Genomic DNA, 20,600 nt, shown 5'->3' with positions numbered 1-20,600 from the left:
TATGTCACTGCAAACCTTGTTACAACCCTATCAACTGAATGACTTCGTTCAGTTAAAAAACCGCCTTGTCATGGCGCCGATGACACGCAATATGGCGAATGATGATTTAAGTCCCACGCCGGCTATGGCAGATTATTATGCCAGACGGGCTGATGCAGGATTAATCATTACGGAAGGAACCATTATCCGCCCAGACGGTCGCGGCTACAGTCATGTTCCGGGTATTTATACGGCCGCTCAGATCAAAGGCTGGCAGGCGGTGACTAAGGCGGTGCATGCCCGGCAGGGGAAAATTTTTCTGCAGATTTGGCACGTGGGCAGGGTATCGCATCCGTTCTTCTTAAATGGTCAATTACCGCTGTCACCCTCGGCCACGACGATGAAAGGAAAAGTCGCTCGCATGAAGGATTTGCACTATGGGACATCACGGGAAGCCTCACTGGCTGAGATTCATTCGTTAATTGCAAGTTATGCCACGGCTGCCCGGAATGCCATGGAAGCGGGGTTTGATGGTATTGAACTTCATGGCGCCAATGGCTATTTGATTGATCAGTTTCTTCACTACCACACCAACCTTCGTGGCGATGACTATGGCCGTACTTTCCGCGATAAAGCGCGCTTTGCCCTGGAGGTGGTCAGTGCCTGTGTTGCCGCCATCGGCGCAGAGCGGGTGGGGTTGCGGTTATCGCCCGGTGCCTATTTGAATGAAATCGCAGGTGATTCGCGCGATGCCGAGGTATTTCAGTATTTATTGCAACAACTCAATGAAATCCAGCCGGCCTATGTGCATACGGGTAATTTTGATGACAGCGTTCAATTCAGTGAGCTTGGCAACAAGACAATGACTGAATTTATTCGCCACGTTTACGATGGCACTGTCATTGCCTCGGGTGGTTACACGCTGGAGCGTGCCGCGCAAGGTATTGATAAGGGTGATTTTGATTTAATTGCTATCGGCCGGCCGTTCATTGCCAATCCCGATCTGGTCGAGCGCTTTAAAACGCAGCGTCCATTATTGGCTTATGATGCCAGCCTGTTATCCACTTTATGGTAAACAGGGTTAGCTAAAAAAAAGCAATAATTAGTTATTTATAAACACAATTGGTTGTGAGCTTGCAACATGAAAAAAATAAATACATAATGATTTCTTTGGGAACTTCAAGCCACACGTTTAATATCAACCTAAGAAGAGGGGCAATCAGATGGTTTACGCCTTACAGTACGAAGCATTCTACGAGAATAAAAATACATTTTTTGATAAGGCGGCTGCTGAGTTAAAAAAAGGAAAAAATCTTGTTGAGTTTGCTGAAAACTATGCCAAAAAATCGGACTATCCCTTCATTGCCAGAAATCATCTCCTTTTACAGCAGGAGTTCGAACAGCTTTTTGCGAGCTTGAAAGCGAAAAAGAAAAACCGACGGGATTTTTGGCTGTATTGTTATTCCTGTGCCCTGATGCTTGAAACGTACCACAGGCATTATGGCCAGAAAGCCAAGGCTCAGGAATACAGGGCCATTGCCGATAAAATTAAAGCCAGTCTTAAGGGAGAAAGGGTTGTCAGAGAAAATAAGAAAGACGATGCCTTTTTGACCCGTGTGGGTAAAGCGGTAAGCAATGACGTGGTTGAGCTGTTCAAAACCCCCACCCAGTTGTCCAAATTACGGGATAAAGTCGGATTTTATAACATTATTCGTATTTACTGGGTCTTTTGCCGCCTGACCTTCACCAATTCCCTGCGCTTGCTGCGTGACGTCAAGATTCTCGAACTGCTTGAAAACGCGATTGGTAAAAACATTGATGTGGATGGGGTGGTTGAAACCCTTGAAGCGCCTAACTCGATATTCAGAGGGTTAAGCGTCGGATTCTTTTTGGCACGCCTGTTTCTCAATGGCCTGGTGACCATTAAACACATGGCCGGCTCGTCCAAGGAAGAAAAATCACTGCCGCTCAAGGAACGTTTTTATCTCGAAATCTACAAACGCCATCCCGTGTTTTTAAATGATATCGTGTGGGCAGTCGTCAACGGCGTGACCAACTATGCTCAGGTTTTTCATATTTCTGCCGCGGCAGCAGGATGGATAACGGCAGGATTCATGCTCTTTGATTTTGCACTGATTCTCTGGCGCCGCCATTTGGCAGAGGAAGAGTACAACACGAAAAAGGCGCAGTATACGGCCGAGCAGCAGCATTGTTTACACATGAAGGATTTGGAGCGATATCACCTGCTCACCCGGCAGCTTAAAAACCTTGAAATCAGTTGGCAGGCTAAAAATTCCACCTTCTTATTTAACGCCGCTGCGGCGCTGATGCTGGGTGCAGGGTTTTCAGCCTCCATGCTGTTTGCATCCCCGGCATTGATTGTGGTTTCTTATGCGGTGTGCATGGTGGCAGTGGCAATGTATTTATCCGATGGCGCCTACAACAATTACAAGGAAAAAAGCCTGCGGTTACAACAAGCGCATATAGAAAATGTCCCTGCTGGCGATCTGAAACGCGTGTTGGAAGAGTATCAGGCAGCAAGGAATGAATTTTTCTTTACGATCTTTAAAAACACGGTGATTCCAACGGCGATTCTTGCAATGTTTGTATTCTGCTGGCAGGCCGCCGTTGTAATGATTGCTATGTATGCCGTCTACGAATTATTGAATGCCTACTGCAAGAAAAAGAATGCCTCTCAGGAACCGGAGGTGTTTGAGATGACGCCGATGGACGGCGAAAATTCGCTTGTTGCCATTGATGTGGAAAATCCTGTGGATGAAAATCACCCACAGGATGCCGACACCCTTGCTCTCTCGGGTTTTTAAGCCAGTTAACCCTTGCTTAAGGTGCCGCTGACTTTTTCGTATTTACGGTTTTCCCTTACGGAAAAAAGCGGTACTTGCAGGAGCTTGCCGTCACTGTTGCCGGCCAGGTACACCTTAAGATTGACCTCGGCGCCGCCGCGGTTACGGTAAAAGGTGACGGAGACTGATTTATCGGAGAGCACCTGGCAGGCGGCTTCGTTCACATCATAACTTCGGTTTTGCGAGCGACTGTCCACAAACTGGATAAAACCCAGTTTGCTTTGGGCTGTTTTAGGTGCAATGGTTAATTTAACCGCGCTAAAATCAGTTAAAGTCCCTTGCCAGATGCCGTCAAGATGGCTGCAATTGATTGCCGCCAGGGCCGGGTCAATCCCTGCTGCCAGGGCGGCGAGCAACCACCAGCGGTTAGATTTCCGGGTACATGGCATCAATTGCTGCAATATCTTTTTCACTTAAATGACTCCTTTGACCAATTTCGACCCCCTCCACCAAGGGAATAATAGTCTTTTGACCATTTTTGGAAAAAGCATAAGGGCCGTAATGCATGATAGACTGGTAGTCATACTCGCCGATGTCTTTGCCGTCTGTCAAATGCTGATCGAAGTTATACCGATGATCGTCCTCAATGTTTTCCCAGACGATGTGAATATAACTAGCTCTGTCAGCGCGGGATTGTTCATGCCACAGGCCTAAGGCATGGCCGATTTCATGCGCCGTATTCATGGTCGTACAACGCGGCGCGAGGTTAATTTCCTGACGTCCCCCCTGTTTGCCGACATACGACGAGCAGGTGGTGCCTTCGGCTGGAATAAACGCGATAAAATCAGGGTACTGTGCGCGATTTTTTGAGGTCAGTTCAACGAATTCAAGTGCGGTATGCTCTTGCCAGTGGGCAATGGCCTGCATGACGGCAAGTTTATTTTTAAACGGTAATTCTTCGGCGATTTCAAAGGGTACAATGCCATGAGTCCAGCGGCTGCCGCCGACCTTGGGCCGGATGACCGCACTATGCCGTTTTAAATCAGCCGCTTTGGCAATCAGAATATCGCCCTCAACGACCGCGTAATCATTGATTTGTTCATAAACCAATTGACGGCTGCCAAGTACTGGATCAGCAACAGTGACCTGTCCCAATGGGGTTGCCATCAGTGTGCTTGAGGCAAGGAAAGACAGAGTGAACAACAGATGACGTTTTGACATACAAGTCCTTAATAACATGATCAAAATTAATTTATATCGCTGTCTTTGCCAATTTGAAAGAGGGATTACTCGCCTTGACGATAATGGAGTGCCCGCTTGTCCATAACCGCAAACCAGAGCGGAGGCACCAGAGACAACATGATCATGCCCAGGTAACCGGACGGCAGTTGGGGACTCTCATCGCAATGGCGCAAAATCTGGTAGGGTTTTGCACCCTGCGCATGGTGATCGGAGTGACGTTGGAGATGGAACAGAATGACGTTACTCAACCAGTGATTGGCATTCCAGGAATGCTGGTTTGAAACCGGTTCATAATGGCCATTAGGTAATCGCTTACGCCTAAGACCGTAATGTTCGATGTAGTTGACCATTTCCAGTAAAACAATGGCAACCAGTGATTGAAGCAGGAAAAAACCGAGTGCGGACAGACCGCCATAACCATAAAGGACTATAGCTATTATCAAGGGGGCTCCGATAATCCAGAGGAATTGATTGTGGAGGCTGTGGAAGGAATACCCTTTTCTATTAAGGCGCTGTTTTTCAAGATGCCAGGCCGATTGAAACGAACCAATAATGGAGCGGGGAATAAAACGATAAACGCTGATTCCCAGAGGAGCAGAGGCCGGATCATCCGGGGTAGCTACCCGCACATGGTGGCCGCGGACGTGTTCAATCATAAAGTGCCCATAACACACCATAACCAGCAGGCATTGACTGAGGAATTGCTGCAAGCGGCCTTTTTTATGCATTAACTCATGCGCCAGCGTGATACCTAATCCACCGGTGATGAGTCCAATGGATAAGCTGTAACCCAGCCATTCATACCATCTTAAGGGGACATGGCTGACCACATAGACAGAAAACAACAATAACAGGCATTGCACTGGGACATAAGCATAAACAATGGCTGAAAAATAAGGATCATTGGCGATTGCTTTTTCCTCAGGCGCCGGGGCATTGCTGGCATCCCTCACCCAGTAATCAATCACAGGAACGCTGGTAAACAGAACGAAAAAAGCGAGGAAATTATAAATTCCGCCTAAGAAAAAACCGGCCAACGGCAGTAAAAGCAACAGATACCCGGTAAGAAAACTGAGCTTTTTGCCCAACGACATAACCCACCCGACGAAGCATACTCCCCTCTTTTAACTATAGCTGAATTCAGTTTACTGCGTTGAAATGCTAAGGGGATTTCTGCAGCTTCAGAGCCAATTGGTATAATTCGTTTTTAGGCCTGCCGCTCAGTTCACAGGCCAGCTTAACCGCTTGCTTTAACGGCAGTTCCTTCAACAAAATCTGCAGTAGTTCTTCCTCTCTGCCAGTCTCCTCGTCTCGGTGTTGTGCAGGAAAAATCAGAACAAACTCCCCTTTGCTTCGCGCTTTGTCCTCCATAAGCCAGTGTTTGATGGTCAGCGCATTGGCATGGATAAACTGCTCAAATGCCTTCGTCAATTCTTTAGCGAGTACAAAGGCATAATCAGGGCCGAATACCTCCTCAATGTCGTCTATGCAGTCATGAATACGGTGAGTGGACTCATAAATAACGGTGGTGTGCAGGCTGCGGCTAATGGTTTTTAGTTGTTCGCGCCGCGCCTGCTGTTTAGCCGGTAGAAACCCCATGAAAGTAAACGTGTCGCAGGGAACGCCCGCTGCAGACAGGGCGGTAATGACCGCGCAGGGGCCGGGAATGGGAACGACCTCAATGCCCTGCGCTCGCGCCTGACGCACCAGTTCAAAGCCGGGATCACTGATTAAAGGCGTCCCCGCATCACTGATAAGCGCAAACGATTTGCCGTTAAGCAGGGCGGCAATAATGTTTTCGCTGTGGCTGCCTTCATTGTGGGCGTGATGCGATACAAGCGGTTTATTAATCCCCAGTGCATGAAGCAGTTTTCCGGAGTGGCGGGTATCCTCAGCCAATACGGTGTCTACTTGTTTCAGGGTATTGATGGCCCGAAGGCTGATGTCTTCCAGGTTGCCGATTGGGGTGGCGACGATATAAAGGCAGCCTTTAGAGCTTGCTGAACTTTTATCCATAGTTTATCCTATTGCGTTCCTGCGTTTTGGACCCTTTCTTCATGGTAGCGAATTCACTCATTAAAAAACTCATGCTGATGATGATTTCAGCCATTATACTGGCTGGCTGTACAAAAGTTGCAGAAAATCGTCCTCAATCCACCCGGCACCAACCCACACCCTACACCATGCCCTCAACGGCTTACCTGGCCATGGCAAAAAACCAGGGGGGGGATGAGCGGCAAAACATGCTGATCATGGCGGCCGGTCGTGCCATGTATGATGGCCAATGGCGGCAGGCGTTGTCCATTCTGTCTGAAACGGACAATTTATCACCCATACAGGCCAGTGAAAAAAATATTCTTTTAGCCAAAGCCGATATGTTGCGTGATCAACCGCGGATGGCGATCACCAAATTGTCATCGGTGCGTAATAGTGCCAGTCTGCCCGCATTCTATCAAGCGCAATACCACGAAATTCTGGCCACGGCCTACGAGTCGATAGGCAACTCATCCTACGCCGTCCCCGAGCGGATAAAACTGGAGCATTTGCTTCCCGACGAGGCTTCCCGCACCAACAATCGCCGTATTCTCTGGTTGACGTTGACCCGTTTGCCGACAGCGGAACTCAATACCCTGGCTGTTGAGGCGGAGGATGGCTCTGAATTGCAGGGCTGGATGAAGCTTGCCCTGATCCCAAGGCAGCAGCAGACCAAACAATCCATCCTGACGCAGGTAGAAGCCTGGCAGGATCATTTCCCAGGGCATCCTGCACGCAATTTATTACCCTCTCCCCTGGATGCGGTTAAACCGTATTTGCATCGAAAACCGCATAATATGGCCTTGCTGTTGCCAGTTACCGGACCGCTGGCCGGACCGGGCGGCGCCATACGTGATGGATTCATGGCCGCTTATACCAGCAATGATCCGGACAGGGAGGTGAGTGTCAGACTGTATGATACTGCAGCTCAGGATGTCACAGTACTTTATCAACAGGCCCTTGATGACGGCGCTGATTACATTGTTGGTCCTCTGGCTAAAGCGGATGTGGCCAAGGTCGCCAGACTGAATCATCCGGTGCCTACTCTGTTTTTGAATGATATCGATGTTGGTTCAAGCAGCAATGCCTATCGCTTTGGCCTGTCGCCCACCAACGAAGCACGTCAGGTGGCTGCCAAGGCCAGCAAGCAGGGTTTAAAGCGCGCACTGGTCATTGCGCCAGCAGGTGTTTGGGGTGACGACATTGTCGCGGCATTTAATGATCAATGGCATGCAAGCGGCGGAGTCATCGTCGAACGCCTGGCTTTTGATGATCACACCAACCTGACTGCGGCTGTGCGTGATTTTCTGCATGTGTCTGAGCGTCAGGCAAGACAAAAACAATTCCGGCCCGGTGCAGAGCCTGAGGGGCAACAACTGCCGAAGCGGCGTCAGGATTTCGATATGATTTTCCTGCTGGCCTATCCTTCCAAAGCCCGGCAAATCATGCCCCTGCTGAAATATTATTTTGCTGGCGATGTGCCAGTCTATGCCACCTCCTCTGTTTATGGAGGAAGTACCAATACCATGCGCGACAGGGATCTGGACGGCATCATTTTCTGTGATATGCCCTGGGTTTTTAACCACCAGCTGGCGAATAAAAACTGGCCTGAGCAATTAAACAGTTATAATCGCCTTTATGCTCTGGGCATGGACAGTTACGCCCTGGCGACCCAGTTAAACCAATTAATCCTTTTCCCTGCCTTGGGCATTGATGACAAGAGCGGTGTTTTATATTTAAACCGCGCTCAGCAGGTGGCCAGGGTATTGGCCTGGGGTAAATTCAAGGGCGGAGTGGCCGAACTCACCAGCCAAACCATCTGATATTCAGGGGTTTAACGGGTAAACCCTACTTGCGAGTCGTTCATGTCAAAAGGAATTGGGGATAAGGCGGAGTTAGTGGCCTGCAACTACCTTAAGCAGCAGGGCCTGACGCTGTTATTCAGTAATTACCGTTGCCGCTTTGGTGAAATAGATCTCATTATGCGCGATGGGAGCTATCTGGTGTTCGTTGAGGTGCGGGCTCGCAAATCCAGCGCTTTTGGCGGGGCATTAGCCAGTATTACCGCAAGTAAGCAAAAGCGGCTAATCCAAACCGCTCTGCATTACCAGTTGACGCAAAATCGACAAAACCAGCATCCATTACGCTTTGACGTGGTCAGCCTGCAAGGCACGCCATGTCAGCTTGAGTGGATAAAAAACGCGTTTGGATTGGATTATTAAATTGAATGAGGTCATCTATCATGTCAACACCAATGGAAGATCGGGTCAGGCAATTGTTCGGAATGAGTATTGAGGCAAAGATCGCTGCAGCCGATGTGTTGTCTGCTCCCATCGCCAGAGCAGGGCTTCGTTTAGTCAACTGTTTGTTAAATGACGGCAAAATTCTCTTATGCGGTAATGGTGGTTCTGCCGCCAATTGCCTGCATTTTGCCGCCGCGATGCTTAACCATTTTGATGTTGAACGCCCACCCCTGCCGGTGATTGCCTTAACTGCGGATGTCGCCTCCATGACATCCATTGCCGGCGACAGCCATTATGATCACGTGTTTGCCCGTCAGATTCAGGCCTTAGGTCAGGAAGGCGACGTGCTGATGGTCTTATCGACTTCCGGCAATACAGACAGTATTCTTCATGCGGTCAATGCGGCAAATGACCGCGGCATGGATACCATTGCGCTAAGCGGTCGGGACGGTGGTGTTTTAGCCAACCATTTAGGTCCCGAAGACATTGAATTACGGGTAATAGCCGATACGGAGGCGCGCATCAGAGAAACCCATTTATTTATACTGCATTGTTTTTGCGATTTAATTGATCAATCATTATTTGGCCAAATGTTGGGGTAAGTATGAAGTTGCGAACGGTTTTGTTTTTAATTGTCAGTGCGTTGTTAACCGGTTGTGTGGCGGCAGTGGTAGCCGGCGCAGCAGCGGGTATGGTGGTTTATGATAAACGCAGCGTGGTCACGCTGGAAAGTGATGCCCGAATTTTCCATCTGGTCCACACGGCCATTGTGACTGATCCAGCATTTCGTGACTCGCGCATTCTGGTGAGCAGTTTTAACCGGGTTGTCCTGCTTGTTGGGCAAACACCCACAGCCTCTTTGCGGGTTATGGCAGAAAAAATTGCCCAGAAAACACCCAATGTCCGCCGCGTTTATGATGAAGTCACCATCGAGCATCCCTTATCCATGACGCAACGGACCAAAGACACCTGGATTACTGGTCAGGTGAGAAGCAAAATGTTAACCAAAAAAGGGCTGGAATCCGGTTCAATTCGTGTCGTCACTGAAAATTCAGTTGTCTATCTCATGGGTATTGTAACGCAGGAACAAGGCAATCTCGCGGTGGATGTCGCCCGCCAGATTAACGGTGTCGGCAAAGTGGTTAAAGTATTCCAATACATTAATTAATATGAAAAAACAGGGATGTTTCATTCTGATCAGTCTGGCATTGACGCAATTATTGGGCTGTGTAAGCAACTTGTGGACAGGTGCATCCCTGGTGTATGACCGTCACAATGTGTATAAAAAGCTTGATGATTACAATCTTGCCGCTGTCGCCCATCATGAACTGTTTGACGATAAAGTCTTCAAGCAACCCGGTTGCTATCTGGATTTGGCTGTATTTAACAACGACATGCTGCTGGCGGGGCACGTTCCTTCGGAGGCTTTACGGGAGTTGGCGGTTAATCGGTTGCAAAAACTTGGCGGCTATCGTGAATTCTTCAATCAGGTTGCGGTAAAAAATGATAAAAACAATGCGCTGCAGGATTCCTGGATCACAACCATGATCCGTACGCAGATTTTTGCTGACGCTGAAATTAATCCCAAGGAATTTAAAATCATCACAGTCGATGGCATCGTTTACCTGATGGGGGACGTCATTCCTGAACAGGCCGAACGGGTTATTGCCATTTCACGTCAGACCCGAGGGGTCGTTCGTGTGGTAAAACTGCTCAATTACTATAATTTGAGTGAAACCCCGAAGCCGGGTAAGCATTAATACTGTGGCCTGAGTTGAAACAGGCCACATTGTACTGCCCCGTACCAGGAAGTGGCTAACCTGGAGGTTATCCTTTACTCTATCAATGGAAGCGACCTTTATCCAGTCGTTTACGAATTTTTCTTGTTTTAAATTCTCTTAAGAGGCCCGTCGATGAATTCACGCTGGTCTCTTCTTTGCCATTTAACGTCTTTGTGGCGGGATGGGATCGACAGTGTTGTCGGTAAGGATGGTGGTTTTTATCGTGTTTATGGTGGATTCCATCACCATATCGGTTTAACATGCGTTCACGCATACTCACGGAAGTACGCTGCTGTTTTTCAGACATAATCAATTCCTTATTACTTTGATAAACGAGAGATGATCAACAAACATCCCATTTCATATAAAAATATAGCCAATTTGGTCATTATTTGCCATAAACGCTGCCCGCAAGTCGAAAATTAACCAACTGACATTGCTTCTCAAAATTGATTACTTTATAATTCGCCGCGAAGATGAACAGGTGAACAGTGAAAAACCAGCAGGCGACAAGCGTTGTAAGGTCCTTACTTATTACACAACTTTTAAGCACGACGGTTATAGCACTAGTCCTATTCCTGTTTTATGGTCAACACGAAGCGATATCCGCCCTGCTGGGAGGCTTGGTCGCTGTGTTACCATCGTTTTTTTTTGCTAGGACATTGTTCAAGCATCAGGGAGCCAGGGCGGCAAGAAAAATTATTAACCGTTTCTATGCTGGCGAGGCCTTAAAAATCCTGATATCCATTGGGCTGTTTATCCTGGTATTTACTTTTTACAAAGTAAAGCCGCTGGCATTTTTTTTAACGTATATTGTGGTGGTATTGAATTTCTGGTTCACGCCACTGTTTTTAGCAAATAAACAAAATAGGCCAAAAAGTGACTGAAATGGTATCAAGCACAGACTATATTAAACATCATTTGACATACCTGACTTACGACCTCAAAGCAATGGAATTTGGTACGCATGGTGGCTTCTGGACTTTAAACCTGGATACCCTTTTCTTTTCCATACTTCTTGGATCCTTCGTCCTGCTATTGCTTTACATGGGTGCGCGCCGCGTAACAACGGGTGTTCCGGGCAAACTGCAGAATTTTGCAGAAATGCTGCTGGAGTTTGCCGACAGTCAGGTTAAAGACTGTTTTCATGGCCGTAACAAACTGATAGGACCTCTGGCGTTAACGATTTTCGCCTGGGTCTTTTTAATGAACTTCATGGACATTGTCCCCGTCGACATATTACCCATCGTCGCTAAATCCATGGGGATTCATTACCTGAAAGTGGTTCCCACCAATGACTTAAATCTGACGTTCAGCCTTTCGTTGACAGTCTTTTTGCTCATTCTGTTCTATAGCATCAAAATTAAAGGGATCAAAGGGTTTACTAAAGAGCTGACCCTGCAGCCATTTAATCATCCTGGTTTTATTCCGTTTAATCTGTTGCTTGAGTTGGTTGGTCTCATTGCCAAGCCGATTTCCCTGGCACTGCGTTTGTTCGGAAATCTTTATGCTGGCGAACTCATCTTTATTTTGATTGCCCTGCTGACCTTAAATGCCACAAGCACGTCGGTTGCCGGTACAGCCACTCTGGGTGTGGCGCAATTCCTTCTGGCTCTGGCCTGGTCCATTTTTCACATCTTAGTGATTACCCTGCAAGCGTTTATTTTCATGGTTCTGACCATTGTGTATTTGAGTCTGGCTCATGAAGAACATTAACCTGCATTTTTATTGATTTTTAATTTAAACATTGTCCATTAAGGGGATTTATATGCAAGCTGCAAATTTAATCGCACAAGTTCAAGGTATGACTGTGATTGCCGTCGCACTGTTGATTGGTCTCGGCGCTCTTGGAACAGCTATTGGATTCGGTCTGTTGGGCGGTAAATTTTTGGAAGGTTCCGCACGTCAACCTGAAATGGTACCCATGCTGCAGGTTAAAATGTTCATTGTAGCCGGTCTGCTTGATGCTGTGACCATGATTGGTGTTGGTATTGCTCTGTTTTTCACCTTTGCTAACCCTTTCTTAAGCAACCTCGGTTCTTGATAACACCAAAGTGGGGCGCTGTGCGCCCTGAATTGTTACAAGGAGACTACATTGGATATTAATTTAACACTGATTATTCAAATGCTCGTGTTTGCGGCATTTGTCTGGTTCACCATGAAATTCGTATGGCCGCCATTGGCCAAAGCGCTGGAAGAGCGTCAGGATAAAATTGCTGATGGGCTTTCTGCCGCTGAACGTGGTCGTAAGGAATTGGAGTTGGCTCAGCATCGGGTCCGTGACGAGTTAAAGCATGCCAAGGCTCAAGCGAATGAGATCATTGAAAAAGCCAATCGTCGGGCCAATCAATTGATTGAAGAAGCCAAAGAGTCGGCCAAACTGGAAGCGCAAAAACAAGCCAAGCTGGCGCACGATCAACTTCTGCAGGAAGTGAATCATGCGAAAGAAGGGTTGAGAAAACAGGTGGCTCAGCTGGCGATTGCAGGTGCCGAAAAAATTCTTATGAAGGAAATCGACGAGCAGGCAAACAGTAAATTGCTGGATAAACTGATAGAAGAGATTTGATATGTCCGAGACGATTACCATTGCCAGACCTTACGCAAAAGCAATTTTTGAGCATGCTTTGCATAAAGGGAAATTGACTGAATGGTCAACGATTCTTTTTGCAGCCTCACAAATTGCCTTAAATGACCAGGTAATTAGTTTTATTAGTAACCCTGCTGCCACCATTGAGCAGCAGATAACCCTCATGGCTGAGCCGCTGAAAAAAATGGCAGACACGGGGGAAATCCAAGCCCTGGATAATTTTGTCCGCACCCTTGCTGAAAACAAGCGTTTACAGATTTTACCTGATATCTATGTCTTGTTTGAAGCCATGCGCTCTGAGCAGGAAAAGACATTAACCATCAGTGTCACGAGTTATTCCACCCTTTCCAACACTCAGGAAAAAGAACTCATCGATGCCTTAAGCAAACGTCTGCAACGTCGGGTGACACTCAAGGTAGCCATTGATAAATCCTTACTGGGCGGTGCAATCATAAAAGCCGGTGATTTGGTAATTGATGGTTCAGTCCGTGGAAAATTAAATAAACTCGGTGCAGGTTTGGCCGCGTAATAGAGAGGATAGTATTCATGTCAGAACATGTTGCATTAAACCCCGCTGAAATCAGCGACTTAATCAGAAAGAAAATAGACCAGTTCAACGTTGTTTCTGAAGCCAGAAACGAAGGAACCATTGTCAACCTGAAAGATGGTATTGTTCGCATGCACGGACTGGCCGATGTGATGCAGGGTGAAATGATTGAGTTCCCCGGCGAACGCTATGGTCTGGCCCTTAACCTTGAGCGTGACTCGGTTGGTGCCGTAATTCTTGGTGATTATGCCGGTTTATCAGAAGGTCAGAAAGGGAAATGTACTGGCCGTATTCTTGAAGTACCTGTCGGTCGAGGCCTGCTTGGCCGTGTCGTGGATGCGTTAGGTAATCCTATTGATGGCAAAGGCCCAATCGATGCAGAAAAAATGTCACCGATTGAAAAGGTGGCCCCAGGCGTTATTTCCCGTCAGTCCGTGGATCAACCCGTACAAACCGGTCTTAAAGCGATCGACGCCATGATTCCTGTTGGTCGTGGCCAGCGTGAATTAATCATCGGTGACCGCCAAACCGGTAAAACCGCCATTGCCATTGATGCCATCATCAATCAAAAGGGTACTGGCATTAAATGTATTTATGTCGCAATTGGTCAAAAAGCTTCTTCTGTTGCAGCCATCGTCCGTAAATTGGAAGAACACGGTGCATTGGAGCATACCATTGTTGTGGTTGCCGGCGCTTCTGATTCGGCTGCCCTGCAGTTTATTGCACCTTACACCGGTTGCGCCATGGGTGAATACTTTATGGAAAACGGTGAAGATGCCCTTATCGTTTATGATGACTTAACCAAGCAGGCCTGGGCTTATCGTCAAATTTCTCTGCTGTTACGACGCCCACCCGGTCGTGAAGCTTATCCCGGTGATATTTTCTATCTCCATTCCCGTTTGCTTGAGCGGGCGGCACGTATTAATGCCAATGAAGTTGAGAAATTAACCAATGGTCGCGTGAAAGGAAAAACAGGATCCCTAACTGCATTGCCCATTATTGAAACGCAAGCCGGGGACGTGTCCGCTTTCGTTCCTACTAACGTGATTTCAATTACCGACGGTCAGATTTTCCTTGATGTTGATCTGTTTAACTCCGGTGTTCGTCCCGCTATTAACTCCGGTCTTTCCGTTTCACGGGTTGGTGGTGCGGCTCAAACCAAGATTATGAAAAAACTCGGTGGCGGTACCCGTTTGGCACTCGCGCAATTCCGCGAACTGGAAGCATTCTCACAATTCGCTTCGGATTTGGATGACGCAACACGTAAGCAATTGGAGCGTGGTCAACGAATTACCGAGTTAATGAAGCAGAAGCAATACTCTCCCATGTCTGTCGCGGAGATGGGTCTGTCTCTGTTTACTATCGAGAAAGGGTATCTCGATGATGTACCAGTGGCTGAAGTGAGAGCGTTTGAAGCGGCGCTGCAAGGCTACATGCAATCCTCTCATGCAAGTCTTCTGCATAAAATCAATGAAACTGGTGCTTATGATGCTGAAATTGAGACGCAATTAAAAGCAGCAGTTGAGGAATTTAAAAACACTGGAAGTTGGTAATGAATAGCCGCCAGCCGAGTTGCTGGCGGCTCAATGATTAAGCAGGATGAGTTGAATCATTCTGGTAATTAAGGCGAAGCAGATATGGCTGGTGCAAAAGAAGTCCGTACTAAAATTGCAAGTATTAACAATACGAAAAAAATCACCAAGGCTATGGAAATGGTTGCCGCGAGTAAAATGCGTAAAACGCAGGATAGAATGCGCGCATCAAAACCCTATGCCTCAAAAATTTATGACGTAGTCAAGCATATTGCCCGAGCAAACTCGGAGTACCGTCATCCCTTTATGACTGGTCGTGAAATTAAACGTGTAGGCGTTATTGTGGTGACAACCGATCGTGGCTTATGCGGTGGTTTAAATGCAAATTTGCTGCGAGAAACGGTACGTCATATGCGGCAATGGCAGCAGGAAGGCAAGGACATCGATATCAGTGTTGTAGGCCGCAAGGGTCAGGCTTTCTTCAAGCGATTTGGCGGCAAAGTCATTGCTTCCGTGGATCAATTGGGTGATAAACCCAGCGTGAGTGACTTAATTGGTGTGGTCAAGGTCATGCTTGATGCATTCTACCGTGGTGAAATTGATGCCCTGCACATCATTTACAATGAATTTGTAAACACCATGACTCAAAAGCCCATGCTGAAACAGTTGCTGCCTCTTCCAGTGTCCGAAGAAGATACTCAGCGCCTGGGACATCATTGGGATTACATCTACGAACCGGATGCCAAGGAATTGCTCGATGGCTTATTAGAACGCTACATCGAATTACAGGCTTATCAGGCGGTTGTTGAAAACATCGCCTGCGAACAAGCTGCCAAAATGATTGCAATGAAAAGTGCAACGGATAATGCCGGTGAATTGATCAAACAGCTTCGCTTGATTTATAACAAAGCCCGACAGGCTGCCATTACTCAGGAATTGGCTGAAATTGTCGGTGGCGCTGACGCTTTATAACGAGGGTATATCATGAGTTTAGGAACAGTAGTTGAAGTAATTGGTGCGGTTGTTGACGTGGAATTTCCCCGTGATGAGGTTCCCAAAGTAAACGACGCCTTGCATCTGGTTGATGGCGATTTAACTTTTGAAGTACAGCAGCAGCTTGGTGATGGTGTTGTCCGTACGATTGCGATGGGATCTTCAGAAGGTCTAAAACGCGGTGTAAAAGCTAAAAACACCGGTAAACCCATTCAGGTTCCTGTCGGCAAGAAAACCTTAGGTCGTATTATGGATGTATTGGGACGCCCAGTGGATGAGGCAGGTCCTATTGAAGCAGAAGAATATTGGTCAATTCACCGTAAAGCCCCAAGCTACGAAGAACAGGCCGGCAGCCAGGAATTACTGGAAACCGGTATTAAAGTTATCGACTTGCTTTGCCCGTTTGCCAAAGGGGGTAAGGTTGGTCTGTTCGGTGGTGCTGGTGTGGGTAAAACCGTTAACATGATGGAACTCATCCGTAACATTGCAATTGAGCACAGTGGTTACTCGGTATTTGCCGGTGTGGGTGAGCGTACACGTGAGGGTAATGACTTCTATCATGAAATGAAAGACTCCAATGTACTCGATAAAGTATCCCTGGTTTATGGTCAGATGAATGAGCCGCCAGGAAACCGTCTGCGTGTGGCTTTGACCGGCCTGACGATGGCGGAAAAATTCCGTGACGAGGGTCGTGATGTACTGCTCTTCATCGATAACATTTACCGTTATACGCTGGCTGGTGTGGAAGTGTCCGCGTTACTAGGCCGTATGCCTTCCGCTGTAGGTTATCAACCGACACTGGCTGAAGAAATGGGTATGCTGCAAGAACGTATTACATCAACCAAGACAGGATCCATTACCTCCATTCAGGCGGTTTATGTTCCTGCCGATGACTTGACAGACCCCTCACCTGCAACCACTTTTGCTCACCTGGATGCCACCGTGGTTTTGTCACGTCAGATTGCTGAATTGGGTATTTACCCCGCGGTTGATCCATTAGATTCCACCTCCCGTCAATTGGATCCATTGATTGTAGGTCAGGAGCATTATGATACTGCCCGACGTGTACAGCAAACACTGCAGCGTTATAAAGAACTGAAAGACATCATTGCCATTCTCGGTATGGATGAATTGTCTGAAGAAGACAAGCGCGTTGTGACTCGTGCCCGTAAGATTCAGCGTTTCCTTTCTCAGCCTTTCTTCGTTGCTGAAGTGTTCACTGGCTCACCTGGTAAATACGTGTCACTGAAAGATACCATTAAAGGTTTCCAGGGCATTCTGGCTGGTGAATACGATGACCTGCCTGAGCAAGCCTTCTACATGGTGGGTAGCATTGAAGAAGCCGTTGCCAAAGCGAAGACCTTATGAGGCAGGATAATATGGCGATTACCACGCATCTGGACATTGTCAGTGCTGAAAGGGAAATTTATTCAGGCGTTGTTGAGTTGGTTGTGGCAACAGGTGAGCTTGGCGAGGTGGGGATTACTCCCGGGCACGCGCCGCTGCTGACCGTACTTAAGCCCGGTGAAATCAGGATAACGCTTCCTGGCGGCAGCCAGGAGATCTATTACGTATCAGGCGGCATGCTGGAGGTACAACCTCATTGCGTTACCGTGTTGGCTGATACAGTAGAGCGCGCTGATAACCTTGATGAAGCCGCGGCCTTGGCTGCAAAGGCTAAAGCCGAAGAAGAGATTGCCAACAAAAACACGGATCTGGACTACTCCCGTGCCGCTGCTGAATTGGCCAGAGCAGTTGCTCAAATTCGAGCGATACAAAAAATTCGCAGGAATTTAAAATAATCGGACAAAACAGCAAATCCCGCCTTGGCGGGATTTTTTTTATCGGGTATCCATCGATTTATTCTGATAGCCAGGCCGGTGCGCTGGGACAGCGGTTATTTTCGCTAACCTGACTTCGCTCACAGGACATAAATCAATGAATCAAACCGAGGCTAATCTCTCTTTGTGCAGAAGGAGATAACAGGACCCCTGATGCGAAGGCCTGCTTTCCCACAAACAGATTTCTTCCACAGGAATGTCGCCGCGATCGGCCCACATCAAATCCTGCGGCAAAAGCACTTTTTCTTTCTGGCGCAAGCGGCCTAAGGTCAGGTGAGCACGGTAAGGTCTTTGTTCAATCGCATACCCCGCATGGACAATGCCTTCTCCTATACGATTGGCAAGAGAAATCAGGGACTGATTGACGCGTACTTCAAGCGAAATGACATGCGGTTTATGGGAGGACGGAAATAATTCGATTTTTCCTAACTGGATAGGAAAAGCGGAAATGCCCTGTACGTGTTGTCCTACCTTAAAAATCAGAGAAGGGATATCCTCCTTATCAATGGACTTTAAAAATTGTAAAGTAATATGTAAATTTTCTGGCACAGACCATCGGATGTTTGTATCTGCCAGATGGGTTTGCAGAGAACGGATAAAACCAGCTAACTTGTTATTCGCTGCTTGTGGCAGTTGTATACCCCAAAAAGCCCGAATCGATGTCATAGTCAGAGAGCGGTGTTTCTTTAAATTAAAGAAGTGTAACACACAATATAAAAACAAGAGGAAAAGGAATGGCTCTTAAAGTGATTCACATGGATGTTGATCTCAGGAAATACCCCGACGAAATTTCTCCTTTTAATAAAGAGGATGAGGTAACCCTTGGCGACGGTCACGGGAATGCCCTGAAAATGATTTATTTTTTGATAAAAACAGGCATTATGACGCTTGCAGGAGGAGCAGAAGATTACCAGAGAATAGTGGAGATTTATGAACAGGAGTTAGATCCGGAGACGGACGATTATGCGCCCTATGCGAAGGCCATGGACGATTTTATCCATATCCTCCACCAGGCGAAGCCGGGCCTGGTAGGCCTTCTGCGCTTTTTAGGTGATGTGGTCGCTGATCGCGGCAATAATGATCTGTATACTTTATTGATCTATGAGTGGCTTCTCATCGCCAAAATTCGGGTTGAAACCATGATGTCTAATCATGACATGGCTTTCATCAGCTTGGTTTTAAATGGTGAATACTCACCCCATATTGCTCTGACGGTGGGATATGACCGATTGCCTAATCATCAAATGCGATCCACGTTTGGCGCCTTATTTTTTCTCTATCATGATCTGTTTCCTGAAGAGCGGTTTATTCATTTGTTCAGTTTGTACCGCTCCACCCTGACCCTCTTTGCCTGCGGCAAAGGAGATGACAATGAACTTATCCTGTACACCCATGCGCCGGTGGGTTTGGAAACCTTGTATGCCTTTTATGATGAATATAAACTGCGAATGACGGATGCCTTACTGGCCACACTGCCCCTTCCAAAAGAAACTGACAATGCAAAAACCTGCTTTTATCATTTGGGTGCAGGTGAGCTGGCTAAGGTGATTGATGCTGTGAATGCTGTCTTTGCCAGCCTGGACTTGCGAAAAGCCATTGACTTCGAGCGGTGTTACCTTGAGATTTTTTACCGCAATGGCCTCCCTCACAGCATGCCGATAGAATGTCCTCTATTTCGGCTGTGCTGGAATCGGGATACCTCGTCATTGCAAGCTGGGACCAAGGTTAAATTAACCCTGATTCATGGTCATGATCTCGCTTCGCCTCCCTGGGGGAAAAGCCTGGACAATTTTCTCGGAAAAAATTCAAAAGGCGGCTTGATTAACCTGATTGATCCCTGGTATACCCTCCCTCAGGGTGGACTGCTCCGTCTGAATGCCTATCGTTATGGCTCGCTGGCGTTGCCGGGAACCCCATTGGAAAAGGCACAACTAAGCTATGCAGTGGTTAATTCCTGGCCTGAGCCTGCATTAAAGAAACGTCCATCCATTATTGGCTTTTTTGAAAAGAACAATGACGATGACACGAACTCGCTGCTACCGGCCAAACCACCCGGTTTAAACGTGCATTGGAGGTGATTGAATGACAGAAACAGCGTTGCAGCGCTTACTGACGCTCGAAAAAGAGGTGCGTGATTTTGGTTTTCTCTGGCCCGATGCCGACATGATTATTGAGCAGGCTTTAAGTGAATGTGAGGAAATTAAAGAGGCACTGGATAATCGGCAACCGGCCGCGCGCGTGCAGGAAGAGGTCGGTGATTTATTGCACACAGCCCTTTCCCTCTGTTGTTTTCTGAACTTGAATGTTCAGGAAACACTGGCAAAGACAGCCGATAAATTTGCAACCCGCATGAAGGCGCTTAAAGCCCTGGCAGGCGAAAAAGGGTATACTGATTTAAAGGGCCAACCCATCGAATTACTCGGTGAGTTGTGGCAGGAGGCTAAACGAAGAACATCCGACCAATGACGGTTGCATCTAATCCATTGCATAATACTCCAGGTGAAACAATGAAACATCTCAATCCAATAACCGGGTTTAAAAAAATACTGATTCTTTTCTGGTTTGTCTGGTGGCTCATTGCTCTTTGGACAGATGTGGTCGGCGTGCTTGCCCACAATGGCTGGTTAATCAAAAGTTGGGCGCCCGATACAAACTACCCTTTTCTGGTGGAGTCGCTCAAAATGTATGCGGTACCCGCCTGGGTACCGCAATGGTCTTTTGCAGGCATTATCCTTTGGTCTTTCCTGTCCACTCTGGCTTTCGGTTGGACGGCTTTAGCCTTGTTTCAGCCGACATCAGACTGGATGCGGCGCGCTGATTGGGCATTTATTATTTCCTTGAGTTATTGGCTGGCCTTTTTCCTTGCTGATCAATTGGTAATGAAATTTGATTTGGAAGAAAATCATATGATTCAAGGCGGGTTTCAGTTATTAACCTATTTGAGCCTGTACCTTCTACCAGAAGCACAAAGCAGGAAAAGAGTTGAGGAATAACAAGCACTTGCGGATAAATTCACA

General features: G+C 47.3%; 25 protein-coding genes. 19 read left to right on the top strand and 6 right to left on the bottom strand.

The window, feature by feature from the left end; all coding sequences use genetic code 11:
- Position 1 precedes the first annotated feature (1 nt).
- Both Lrub_RS13485 and Lrub_RS13480 read left to right on the top strand, forming a co-directional pair.
- Positions 2–1,054, top strand: a complete 1,053-nt coding sequence (locus Lrub_RS13485) for an alkene reductase (protein ID WP_058532622.1) — start codon at positions 2–4, stop codon at positions 1,052–1,054.
- 148 nt (positions 1,055–1,202) lie between these two features.
- Complete coding sequence (locus tag Lrub_RS13480; RefSeq protein WP_058532621.1) at positions 1,203–2,804, top strand: hypothetical protein; 1,602 nt, start codon at positions 1,203–1,205, stop codon at positions 2,802–2,804.
- Positions 2,805–2,809: 5 nt separating this feature from the next.
- Here Lrub_RS13480 and Lrub_RS13475 read toward each other — a convergent pair whose 3' ends face one another.
- The 4 genes from Lrub_RS13475 to rsmI form a co-directional block, all read right to left on the bottom strand.
- Positions 2,810–3,256, bottom strand: a complete 447-nt coding sequence (locus Lrub_RS13475) for a hypothetical protein (RefSeq protein WP_133134097.1) — start codon at positions 3,254–3,256, stop codon at positions 2,810–2,812.
- Positions 3,210–4,004 carry a Dot/Icm T4SS effector Zinc-dependent metalloprotease LegP gene (gene legP / locus Lrub_RS13470; protein ID WP_058532619.1) on the bottom strand — a complete coding sequence of 265 codons (795 nt, stop codon included), beginning with the start codon at positions 4,002–4,004 and terminating at the stop codon, positions 3,210–3,212. The genes Lrub_RS13475 and legP overlap by 47 nt, the downstream gene beginning before the upstream one ends.
- Positions 4,005–4,069: 65 nt before the next feature.
- Positions 4,070–5,119, bottom strand: coding sequence for an alkane 1-monooxygenase (locus Lrub_RS13465; protein ID WP_058532618.1), 1,050 nt, complete (start codon positions 5,117–5,119; stop codon positions 4,070–4,072).
- 67 nt (positions 5,120–5,186) lie between these two features.
- Entirely contained in the window at positions 5,187–6,041 is an 855-nt protein-coding gene (rsmI, locus tag Lrub_RS13460) for a 16S rRNA (cytidine(1402)-2'-O)-methyltransferase (RefSeq protein ID WP_058532617.1), read from the bottom strand.
- A 41-nt stretch (positions 6,042–6,082) separates the two neighbouring features.
- Here rsmI and Lrub_RS13455 point away from each other — a divergent pair, with 41 nt between their 5' ends.
- Genes Lrub_RS13455 through Lrub_RS13435 form a run of 5 tightly spaced genes read left to right on the top strand, consistent with a single transcriptional unit; the run spans position 6,083 to position 10,062 of the window.
- Positions 6,083–7,882, top strand: a complete 1,800-nt coding sequence (locus Lrub_RS13455; RefSeq protein ID WP_058532616.1) for a penicillin-binding protein activator — start codon at positions 6,083–6,085, stop codon at positions 7,880–7,882.
- 42 nt (positions 7,883–7,924) lie between these two features.
- Complete coding sequence (locus tag Lrub_RS13450) at positions 7,925–8,281, top strand: YraN family protein (RefSeq protein WP_058532615.1); 357 nt, start codon at positions 7,925–7,927, stop codon at positions 8,279–8,281.
- Positions 8,282–8,301: 20 nt separating this feature from the next.
- A complete protein-coding gene (locus tag Lrub_RS13445; RefSeq protein ID WP_133134096.1) occupies positions 8,302–8,904 on the top strand; it encodes an SIS domain-containing protein in 603 nt (200 codons plus the stop codon).
- A gap of 2 nt (positions 8,905–8,906) precedes the next feature.
- Positions 8,907–9,470, top strand: a complete 564-nt coding sequence (locus Lrub_RS13440; RefSeq protein WP_058532613.1) for a BON domain-containing protein — start codon at positions 8,907–8,909, stop codon at positions 9,468–9,470.
- Between the two features lies 1 nt (position 9,471).
- Positions 9,472–10,062, top strand: a complete 591-nt coding sequence (locus Lrub_RS13435) for a BON domain-containing protein (protein WP_058532612.1) — start codon at positions 9,472–9,474, stop codon at positions 10,060–10,062.
- 82 nt (positions 10,063–10,144) lie between these two features.
- Here Lrub_RS13435 and Lrub_RS13430 read toward each other — a convergent pair whose 3' ends face one another.
- Positions 10,145–10,390: a hypothetical protein gene (locus tag Lrub_RS13430; protein WP_058532611.1), complete on the bottom strand. Its 246-nt coding sequence runs from the start codon at positions 10,388–10,390 to the stop codon at positions 10,145–10,147.
- Between the two features lie 184 nt (positions 10,391–10,574).
- Between Lrub_RS13430 and Lrub_RS13425 the strand changes: the two genes are divergently transcribed.
- The 9 genes from Lrub_RS13425 to Lrub_RS13385 all read left to right on the top strand — a co-directional run bounded on the left by Lrub_RS13425 (position 10,575) and on the right by Lrub_RS13385 (position 17,544).
- Positions 10,575–10,970: an ATP synthase subunit I gene (locus tag Lrub_RS13425; protein ID WP_058532610.1), complete on the top strand. Its 396-nt coding sequence runs from the start codon at positions 10,575–10,577 to the stop codon at positions 10,968–10,970.
- 1 nt (position 10,971) lies between these two features.
- Positions 10,972–11,799, top strand: coding sequence for a F0F1 ATP synthase subunit A (gene atpB / locus Lrub_RS13420; protein WP_082651518.1), 828 nt, complete (start codon positions 10,972–10,974; stop codon positions 11,797–11,799).
- A 52-nt stretch (positions 11,800–11,851) separates the two neighbouring features.
- The gene (gene atpE, locus Lrub_RS13415) at positions 11,852–12,127 is read left to right on the top strand and encodes a F0F1 ATP synthase subunit C (protein WP_028385819.1); all 276 of its coding nucleotides are present in this window, start codon (positions 11,852–11,854) and stop codon (positions 12,125–12,127) included.
- Between the two features lie 51 nt (positions 12,128–12,178).
- Complete coding sequence (locus Lrub_RS13410; RefSeq protein ID WP_058532609.1) at positions 12,179–12,649, top strand: F0F1 ATP synthase subunit B; 471 nt, start codon at positions 12,179–12,181, stop codon at positions 12,647–12,649.
- Between the two features lies 1 nt (position 12,650).
- Positions 12,651–13,199 (top strand): F0F1 ATP synthase subunit delta, encoded by a 549-nt coding sequence (locus Lrub_RS13405; protein ID WP_058532608.1) that lies wholly within the window; start codon positions 12,651–12,653, stop codon positions 13,197–13,199.
- Between the two features lie 17 nt (positions 13,200–13,216).
- Positions 13,217–14,770, top strand: coding sequence for a F0F1 ATP synthase subunit alpha (atpA, locus tag Lrub_RS13400; protein WP_058532607.1), 1,554 nt, complete (start codon positions 13,217–13,219; stop codon positions 14,768–14,770).
- Between the two features lie 84 nt (positions 14,771–14,854).
- Positions 14,855–15,721 carry a F0F1 ATP synthase subunit gamma gene (gene atpG / locus Lrub_RS13395; RefSeq protein WP_058532606.1) on the top strand — a complete coding sequence of 289 codons (867 nt, stop codon included), beginning with the start codon at positions 14,855–14,857 and terminating at the stop codon, positions 15,719–15,721.
- A 12-nt stretch (positions 15,722–15,733) separates the two neighbouring features.
- Positions 15,734–17,110, top strand: a complete 1,377-nt coding sequence (atpD, locus tag Lrub_RS13390) for a F0F1 ATP synthase subunit beta (RefSeq protein ID WP_058527858.1) — start codon at positions 15,734–15,736, stop codon at positions 17,108–17,110.
- An 11-nt stretch (positions 17,111–17,121) separates the two neighbouring features.
- A complete protein-coding gene (locus Lrub_RS13385; RefSeq protein WP_058532808.1) occupies positions 17,122–17,544 on the top strand; it encodes a F0F1 ATP synthase subunit epsilon in 423 nt (140 codons plus the stop codon).
- Between the two features lie 141 nt (positions 17,545–17,685).
- Here Lrub_RS13385 and thpR read toward each other — a convergent pair whose 3' ends face one another.
- Complete coding sequence (thpR, locus tag Lrub_RS13380; RefSeq protein WP_058532605.1) at positions 17,686–18,249, bottom strand: RNA 2',3'-cyclic phosphodiesterase; 564 nt, start codon at positions 18,247–18,249, stop codon at positions 17,686–17,688.
- Between the two features lie 68 nt (positions 18,250–18,317).
- Here thpR and Lrub_RS13375 point away from each other — a divergent pair, with 68 nt between their 5' ends.
- The 3 genes from Lrub_RS13375 to Lrub_RS13365 are packed head-to-tail and all read left to right on the top strand — an operon-like array spanning position 18,318 to position 20,576.
- The gene (locus tag Lrub_RS13375) at positions 18,318–19,661 is read left to right on the top strand and encodes a hypothetical protein (RefSeq protein ID WP_058532604.1); all 1,344 of its coding nucleotides are present in this window, start codon (positions 18,318–18,320) and stop codon (positions 19,659–19,661) included.
- Positions 19,662–19,665: 4 nt separating this feature from the next.
- Positions 19,666–20,049 (top strand): MazG nucleotide pyrophosphohydrolase domain-containing protein, encoded by a 384-nt coding sequence (locus Lrub_RS13370; protein WP_065235773.1) that lies wholly within the window; start codon positions 19,666–19,668, stop codon positions 20,047–20,049.
- A gap of 41 nt (positions 20,050–20,090) precedes the next feature.
- Positions 20,091–20,576, top strand: coding sequence for a hypothetical protein (locus Lrub_RS13365; RefSeq protein WP_133134095.1), 486 nt, complete (start codon positions 20,091–20,093; stop codon positions 20,574–20,576).
- Positions 20,577–20,600 lie beyond the last annotated feature (24 nt).

The sequence above is a fragment of the Legionella rubrilucens genome, assembly GCF_001468125.1.
GTDB lineage: Bacteria > Pseudomonadota > Gammaproteobacteria > Legionellales > Legionellaceae > Legionella_C > Legionella_C rubrilucens.
This window is presented reverse-complemented; position numbering and strand designations above follow the sequence as displayed.

Coding starts and splice junctions, on each gene's coding strand:
- Lrub_RS13485 (WP_058532622.1), top strand. CDS start 2: ATGTCACTGCAAACCTTGTTACAACCCTATCAACTGAATGACTTCGTT.
- Lrub_RS13480 (WP_058532621.1), top strand. CDS start 1,203: ATGGTTTACGCCTTACAGTACGAAGCATTCTACGAGAATAAAAATACA.
- legP (WP_058532619.1), bottom strand. CDS start 4,004: ATGTCAAAACGTCATCTGTTGTTCACTCTGTCTTTCCTTGCCTCAAGC.
- Lrub_RS13465 (WP_058532618.1), bottom strand. CDS start 5,119: ATGTCGTTGGGCAAAAAGCTCAGTTTTCTTACCGGGTATCTGTTGCTT.
- rsmI (WP_058532617.1), bottom strand. CDS start 6,041: ATGGATAAAAGTTCAGCAAGCTCTAAAGGCTGCCTTTATATCGTCGCC.
- Lrub_RS13455 (WP_058532616.1), top strand. CDS start 6,083: ATGGTAGCGAATTCACTCATTAAAAAACTCATGCTGATGATGATTTCA.
- Lrub_RS13450 (WP_058532615.1), top strand. CDS start 7,925: ATGTCAAAAGGAATTGGGGATAAGGCGGAGTTAGTGGCCTGCAACTAC.
- Lrub_RS13445 (WP_133134096.1), top strand. CDS start 8,302: ATGTCAACACCAATGGAAGATCGGGTCAGGCAATTGTTCGGAATGAGT.
- Lrub_RS13440 (WP_058532613.1), top strand. CDS start 8,907: ATGAAGTTGCGAACGGTTTTGTTTTTAATTGTCAGTGCGTTGTTAACC.
- Lrub_RS13435 (WP_058532612.1), top strand. CDS start 9,472: ATGAAAAAACAGGGATGTTTCATTCTGATCAGTCTGGCATTGACGCAA.
- Lrub_RS13430 (WP_058532611.1), bottom strand. CDS start 10,390: ATGTCTGAAAAACAGCAGCGTACTTCCGTGAGTATGCGTGAACGCATG.
- atpB (WP_082651518.1), top strand. CDS start 10,972: ATGGTATCAAGCACAGACTATATTAAACATCATTTGACATACCTGACT.
- atpE (WP_028385819.1), top strand. CDS start 11,852: ATGCAAGCTGCAAATTTAATCGCACAAGTTCAAGGTATGACTGTGATT.
- Lrub_RS13405 (WP_058532608.1), top strand. CDS start 12,651: ATGTCCGAGACGATTACCATTGCCAGACCTTACGCAAAAGCAATTTTT.
- atpA (WP_058532607.1), top strand. CDS start 13,217: ATGTCAGAACATGTTGCATTAAACCCCGCTGAAATCAGCGACTTAATC.
- atpG (WP_058532606.1), top strand. CDS start 14,855: ATGGCTGGTGCAAAAGAAGTCCGTACTAAAATTGCAAGTATTAACAAT.
- atpD (WP_058527858.1), top strand. CDS start 15,734: ATGAGTTTAGGAACAGTAGTTGAAGTAATTGGTGCGGTTGTTGACGTG.
- Lrub_RS13385 (WP_058532808.1), top strand. CDS start 17,122: ATGGCGATTACCACGCATCTGGACATTGTCAGTGCTGAAAGGGAAATT.
- thpR (WP_058532605.1), bottom strand. CDS start 18,249: ATGACATCGATTCGGGCTTTTTGGGGTATACAACTGCCACAAGCAGCG.
- Lrub_RS13375 (WP_058532604.1), top strand. CDS start 18,318: ATGGCTCTTAAAGTGATTCACATGGATGTTGATCTCAGGAAATACCCC.
- Lrub_RS13370 (WP_065235773.1), top strand. CDS start 19,666: ATGACAGAAACAGCGTTGCAGCGCTTACTGACGCTCGAAAAAGAGGTG.
- Lrub_RS13365 (WP_133134095.1), top strand. CDS start 20,091: ATGAAACATCTCAATCCAATAACCGGGTTTAAAAAAATACTGATTCTT.